The organism is Streptomyces sp. NPDC048565 (assembly GCF_040650935.1).
Classification (GTDB): Bacteria; Actinomycetota; Actinomycetes; order Streptomycetales; family Streptomycetaceae; genus Streptomyces.
In genome coordinates, this window is sequence record NZ_JBEZIH010000023.1 from 146425 (window position 1) to 152700 (window position 6276).

A 6276-nucleotide genomic window follows, 5' to 3' on the forward strand; every position below is an offset into this window, starting at 1 on the left:
CGGCTCGTTCCGTCAGCCGCCGGGACTCAGTAGGCGGCCCTGGTCATACGCTTGCGGTCCCGGTCGGACAGGCGGCTGCCGGACTCCTTGAGGGTCATCCGCCGCAGAAGCACCGGGGCCAGCAGGAAGCCCGCGATCGCCCAGGCGCCGAGCACCCCCGCAGTGAGCGGGAGCTGCCAGCTGCCTTCGACCTCAAGCGCCTGGGCACTCTGCGGAAGCATCGCGGAGCGCAGCCCCTGGGCAATCCACCGGAGCGGGAACACCGAAGCCGTGTCCTGCAGCCAGCCAGGCATGTTCCCGAGCGGCAGGAAGGCCCCGGAGATCACCATCAGGCCCGTCATGGGCAGCATGTAGACACCCACCGCCTCCCGGGAAGCCGGCAGCAGCGCCCCGACGGCAGCGCCCGCCGGCACCACCGCCACCACGCCGAGTGCCAGCACCCAGCAGAGCGTCATCCATTGCTCGGCCCCGTTCGGCGGCTCGGCGTCCAGCAGCATCGTGCCGCCCACGAGCAGCAGCGCTTCGGAGCAGGCCAGCGCGGCCAGGAGGAAGACGGTCTTGCCCACCAGGTAGGCAGCCACCGCCCCGGGTACCCCGCGCAGGCGCAGCATCGTGCCGTCCTCCCTGTCTCCGGAGAGGACCTGGGGCACTGTCAGCAGGCCGAACATGAAGATGGTCGCGGCCATGCCTCCCGCGAGGACCAGCTGGGTGGCATGGGTGTCGCCGTCCCCGGAGCGCCAGTAGGCCACGGCGAGGAAGAACACCGGCGGCAGCAGGTAGTTGTAGATGTCCTTTCGGCTGCGGGCCGCCTGTCGCAGCTCCAGGGCGCCGCGTGCGAGGCCGAGGTGGATGGGGGTCACTGTGCCTCCTTGTGGGCGGTGTCCGCGGGGGTACGGGCGCGGCCTTCACTGATCATCCCGAGGTAGACGTCCTCCAAGCTCGGACGGCGCACCTCAAGGCCGGGGACCGGCCCGTCGAACTTCTGGTGCAGTTGCCAGACCAGCTCCGAGGGGTCCGCGGTCCGCTGCCGCTGCTGCGTACCCTCGGCCATCCAGGTGACCTCGGACTGCGAGCGGGCATGAGCCGTCAGTTCGTCGAGAGTGCCGTGGGCGGTGACACGGCCGGCCTGCAGTACACCGATGCGGTCGGCGAGCTGCTGCGCCTCGGACATGTCGTGCGTGGTCAGCACGATGCTCATACCGCGTTCGTCACGCAGCTCTCGCAGCAGGTCATGGAAGTCGCGGCGGGCTTCCGGGTCGAAACCCGTGGTGGGCTCGTCCAGGAAGAGGAGTTCGGGGCGTCCGACGATGCCCATCGCCACATCGAGGCGACGCCGCTGACCGCCGGAGAGCGTGGACGCCGACTGGTCGGCCTGGGCCGTGAGTCCGACCCGCCGCAACAGCTCGGCAGGGTCCCACGGATCCGCGTAGTAGCGGGCGAAGTGGCCGAGCAGCTCACCGACCCGCCACCTTCCGTGGTCCCGGCTCGACTGCAGCACGATACCGATCCGGGCACGCCATGCGGCGTCGTCCCGCTGCGGGTCGCGGCCCAGTACACGCACCGAGCCCGCCGTACGCCGCCGGTGCCCCTCCAGCACTTCGATGGTGGTTGTCTTGCCGGCGCCGTTCGGACCGAGCAGTCCGAAGAGTTCACCCTTGTGTACGTCCAGGTCCAGTCCGTCCAGGATGCTCCGTCGGCCGTAGCTCATCCGGAGGTCCCTGACGTGGATGACGTGGTCAACGTCCACCAACTACTCCCCGCTTTCCCCGTGTCGCGTCGATAGGTCGCTGCCGGCTCGATGCTCCGACATGAATGTCTCGACGAGAAAGTACTTTCGTGGAAGGAAAGTACATGCCAGTATGGGAGTCAGCAACCCGCCGACGGACGGAGATCCCATGCCCCAGACCCCACGCCCCAGTTCGGCCGAGGCTTCCGCGGCCCTGCGGACGGCGGAGCAGGCCCGAGCAGCCTCCGCGCGCCCCCGACGTCCGCTCCCCGGCTGGTACGCACCCGCCAACGGCCTGCTTCTCCTTGTGGGCCTGTCCCTCATCGGGGTGTCGTGGCTGCTCCCGTCGGACGACTGGAAGCCGACCACCGCGGTCCAGCTGGCGGGGGCCCTGTTGATCGCCCTCCAGTGCGTGCTGACCCAGCGGATCGAGCACCGGCCGGGAATTATCCGGACCACAGTCAGCTTCCTCGGCCGCGGGCAACTCCTCGCGCTGTATCTCACCCCGGTGGCACTGGGCGTTCTGCTCGCCGTCCCCTTCGGCCGGCCGGCCCTGTTTCTCACCGTCGCCATCGGAGTCGGCCTGACGAACTGGGTGCTCCTGAGCCGGGAACGCCTCCTGGACTCGGCTGCCGCACCCCACTCCGCACAGGCGGAATGAGCATGCCCACTTCCCCCGAGCGCTCCTCGGCTCCGGCTCTCAACGAGCTGATCCACCATCCGACCCGGCTCACCGTGCTGTCCTTCCTGTCCGGCTGCTCCGAGGCGGAGTTCCGCGCCGTCAGGGACGGTTGCGCGTTGTCGGACTCCGCGCTGAGCAAGATCGTCAAGACGCTGGAGGACGCCGGATACCTCACCGTGCGCAAGGGCTACGTCGGCAAGCGTCCCCGCACCTGGCTGAAGATCAGCCCGGAGGGGCGGCGCGCTCTGACCGAACACCTCACGGCCCTCCAGGCCATCGTCGACAGGGCGGCCACCCGGGGCAGCGCGGCGGGCTCCGCTCCGGAACCCGGTTCCGGCTCCGGGGGCTGAGCGACGCCGGGGGCTCACGCGGCTGCTGAAGCGCCGGGTCCGGTCGCCGCCGCTGCTGCTCTCACCCTCGACCTCGCTCACAGGGAGTCCAGGTAAGCGCCGCGTCCCAGCAGCACACCGCTGGAAGGACCGGCCCCGAACAGCCGTCCTGCCGCAGGTGACACGTCCTCGGGGGCGACGGCGTGCAGCCGCTCGGGGAAGGCCACGGTGTCGGCGGCGGTCCAGCCTCTCGTGCCGAGCCGGGAGAGGGCATCGGCGAGTGCCGACGGGGAGTCGTACACGGACGACAGCTGTCCCGCGCAGAACTCCGCCGCCCGTGCCACCTCGGCGTCGGCGGGCATCTCCTCGCCCAGCCGAGCGCACTCCGCCCGCACGGTCTTGAGCAGCAGCCCGGCCTGCTGCCCCGGCACCCGCGCCCGGATCCAGGCGCGTGGTGTTCCCACGAACAGGTCTCGTCCGGTGAACAGTTCGCTCACTCCGATGCCCTGAGCCCCGGCCGCCAGGCCGAGCCGGCCGCGGAAGTAGCCCCCGAGCAATGCCGTGGCGAGATAGCGGGCCGCCTCGTCGTCGTGCCCCGGCGGCTCGGGCCGGCAGAGCAGAATCCGCACGTCGTCGGTCTCCTGCCGCGGCACCCGCGCCAGTCGGCCGGTGTGCCAGGCGGCCTCACCGGGCTGCCGGCCACTTTTCTGCGAGCAGTCCGGGAACAGCCGGTGCACCGCCCGCGCCACTCGGACCCCCGCCCACCCCGCGACGACAGCGAGGCTTCCGCCCCGCAGACCGGGAAGCGCCGGATCCCGCACATCCGCCGCGGCCCAGAGCTCCCGGTCCAGGGCCTGGCCGAACACGGCGGCATCCTGACTCGCGCCGCCCGCATTGTCCGCACTCCCGAGGGCCTGTCCGGAGACGGTGCGCAGGTGTACGGCGAGGTCGGCGAAGGGGCCGAGGACGGCCTCGGGCTCCTCGGCCGGCGCATACCCGGCTGCCTCCAACCACTGGCCGTCCTCGCTGATCCTCACCGTGAGTCCGCCACCGAGTTCCCGCAGCGAACGGTCCGCGCCCGTGCCCCGGACCAGTGCCCGGACCATAGGGGTGGTCGCGTGCGGCGCGGTCAGCGCAAAGGCGCCCAGATGCAGTCGAAGCCGTATCTCAGCGGGGGCGTCCCGGCTGTCGGTGACGGCCAGCAGACGCAGTCCGGACGGCAGCACCTCGTCGTACGTGGCCCGCACAGGCATCGGACGCTGCAGGTCCGCCGCTGGGACGGGCCTCGGCCCCTCCGGACTCCTGGCGAGCTGCCCGGCGCTGCGGTACGCACGGCGGCGGCGGTCGTCGTGGGGTGGTGCGCCGTGGGTGAGCGGGGCCGGGCGCCGCTCTTCTCCGGGCCACGACCCCACGGCGAGCACTCCTTGATGCGCACGGGCCAGAGAGGCCGCCGCACCGGAAATCTGGTCCGGCGCCAGTTCGGCCAGCCGCCGCGGGGTCTCGTCCAGCAGGCTCACATCGTCAAACAGCTGCTCGAAACGCCCCAGGCTCCGGCTCCGGGCGCTCAGGTCGGCCTGCCTGCGCAAATGCCGCACACCGAGGCCGCGGGCGTGCGCCGTCACCTCGGCAGCGGGAAGGCGGGTCACGGCCCGCTCCTCCAGGGCACACCGCACGTCCCCCGCGAACTGTTCCGGGTCCGCGCCATGCGGCAGCGAGCCCACCACGAGGAAGGCGTCCGGGTCTCGGGCGTCCAGTGGGCCGAAGAAGCCACAGCCGGCGTTGGCCAGCAGGCCATGGCCTGCCCCTCCCGGCTCCGACGGCAGGCCTCGTCCGCCGAGGACACGGGCGAGGACCATCGCCGCCAGATAGCCGTCCAGGTCACGGTCAGGACCGAGCAGCGGGTGGCCCACGGCGACCGCGGTGCCCGGCACTCCCGCCCCGGCGTAACGCAGCCATCTGTCCTGGCCGTCCAGCGGCTCGTCCAACACCGGTCGGGCCGGCAGCACACGCGCCGGGATGTCCCCGAAGTGTCGTTCGATCAGGGCCATGGCCCGGTCCGCTTCGAAGCCACCGACCAGCGTGAGCACGGCATTGCCGGGGGCGTAGTGCGTTTCGAAGAACTCGGCGCAGTCGTCCAGGCCGACCCGCCTGAGCCGTTCGATGTCGCCGAACCCGTCGTGTGCGTTCGCGGGATTGCGGTACAGCACCTGCGGAAGAAGTGGCCACGGAAACCCGCCCAGCGGAGGGTCGACCGTCCGTTCCCGAATCTCCTGCTCGACGCCCGCCAGCTGCCCGCCGAGTGTCTCGGGGGTGAACCGGGGGGCCCGCATCCGGTCGGCCTCGCCGAACAGCGCCGGTTCCAGAACGGCCGAGGGGACCACTTGGTAGTAGTCCGTGTAGTCCTGGTGCGTCGTTCCGTTGGCCTCACCGCCGAAGCGGTGCACGTGCTCGAAGAACCTCCCGTCGGGCAGGCTTTCGCTGCCTCGGAACATCAGGTGCTCGAAGAGGTGCGCCAGGCCCTCCTGGCCAGGGCGTTCGGACCTGAAGCCCACCCCGTACGTGACACAGAGCGCGACCCTGGCCGCCTCCGGACGCGGTTCGAGCAGCACCCGGAGCCCGTTGGACAGAGTGGCCCTGAGCGGCCCGACGCCTGCTGTGCCCCCCGCGGACGTCCACGTCTGCTTCTTGCCGGCGCTGCGCATCGCCAAGGCTCCCCGCTGTCGTTCTTGGTTCTCGGTCACAGATCGATGAGGTAGGCCAGAAAGTCGGCATAGCGCCGCACCTCGTCGTCGGGAAGTGCTGCCACGTAGGCGCTGTAGTCGTGCAGGTGAAGAGCGATCCTTACGGCGGCCGCACGGGACCAGGGGGTCCCCGGCTCCCGCCCGTAGCCCTCTTCCAGCGCGTCCAGCAGCGCCTGCCACGCCCTGAAGTCGCCGCCGCACTGCCAGCAGAGTTCGATCAACTCCCCCGCGACCCACCCCAGATCCAGGTACCAGGGCGCCAGGCACAGGTCCTCGCCGGTCAGCAGCTCGGCGCCGACTGTGCCGTCACCGTCCTGTACCGGCACCGCCGAGCCGAGGCCGGGGGCGCCGTGGGACAACACCGGGTACCGCCGGTCCTCGACGGTGAGCGCGCACCAGCGCCGCAGCGCACTCCAGCGGCGCGGCCCCAGCCGGTCACGGAGCAGCACGTCGGTGCGCTGCCCCGGAGCGCCGGCATCGGCTCCTGCGTCGGCTCCGCCGACCGTGAGCTGCCGCAGGAGCCGCTCGGCCCCCCGAGCGGGGTCGGTGGGAAAGCCGGGACCGGGCTGCAGCGCGTGCAGCCGGGCGAGCGTCCGGCCCATGGCGCGCAACGCCGATTCCGCCGCGGACACGGGTCCCTCGCGCAGCAGCAGAGCGGCCAGCGACTCCGCGCCGTTCACGTCGTAGATGCGGGAACCGCCGTCCGGTATGCCCGTCACCGGGCGCCCTCCGGATGCGGGGTTCACGTCCCGGTCACCGAGCCGTCGGATCTCGGCGAGCAGGTGTGGCGCGGGTACG

The 6276-nt window shown here is 71.5% G+C and carries 6 protein-coding genes; 2 read left to right on the plus strand and 4 right to left on the minus strand.

The window, feature by feature from the left end:
* Positions 1-26: 26 nt before the first annotated feature.
* Entirely contained in the window at positions 27-860 is an 834-nt protein-coding gene (locus tag AB0C75_RS26155) for an ABC transporter permease (protein ID WP_362894136.1), read from the minus strand.
* On the minus strand, positions 857-1750 hold the full coding sequence (locus AB0C75_RS26160) for an ABC transporter ATP-binding protein (protein WP_362894137.1): 894 nt from the start codon (positions 1748-1750) through the stop codon (positions 857-859). The genes AB0C75_RS26155 and AB0C75_RS26160 overlap by 4 nt, the downstream gene beginning before the upstream one ends.
* Positions 1751-1895: 145 nt before the next feature.
* On the opposite strand from AB0C75_RS26160, the gene AB0C75_RS26165 reads away from it, so the two are divergent.
* Both AB0C75_RS26165 and AB0C75_RS26170 read left to right on the plus strand, forming a co-directional pair.
* A complete protein-coding gene (locus AB0C75_RS26165) occupies positions 1896-2387 on the plus strand; it encodes a hypothetical protein (RefSeq protein ID WP_362894138.1) in 492 nt (163 codons plus the stop codon).
* Positions 2388-2389: 2 nt separating this feature from the next.
* Positions 2390-2758: a transcriptional regulator gene (locus tag AB0C75_RS26170; RefSeq protein ID WP_362894139.1), complete on the plus strand. Its 369-nt coding sequence runs from the start codon at positions 2390-2392 to the stop codon at positions 2756-2758.
* 77 nt (positions 2759-2835) lie between these two features.
* On the opposite strand, the gene AB0C75_RS26175 is transcribed toward AB0C75_RS26170, so the two are convergent.
* Positions 2836-5439, minus strand: coding sequence for an insulinase family protein (locus AB0C75_RS26175; RefSeq protein WP_362894140.1), 2604 nt, complete (start codon positions 5437-5439; stop codon positions 2836-2838).
* A gap of 35 nt (positions 5440-5474) precedes the next feature.
* On the minus strand, positions 5475-6276 hold an 802-nt coding region (locus tag AB0C75_RS26180), incomplete at its 5' end, for a hypothetical protein (protein WP_362894141.1).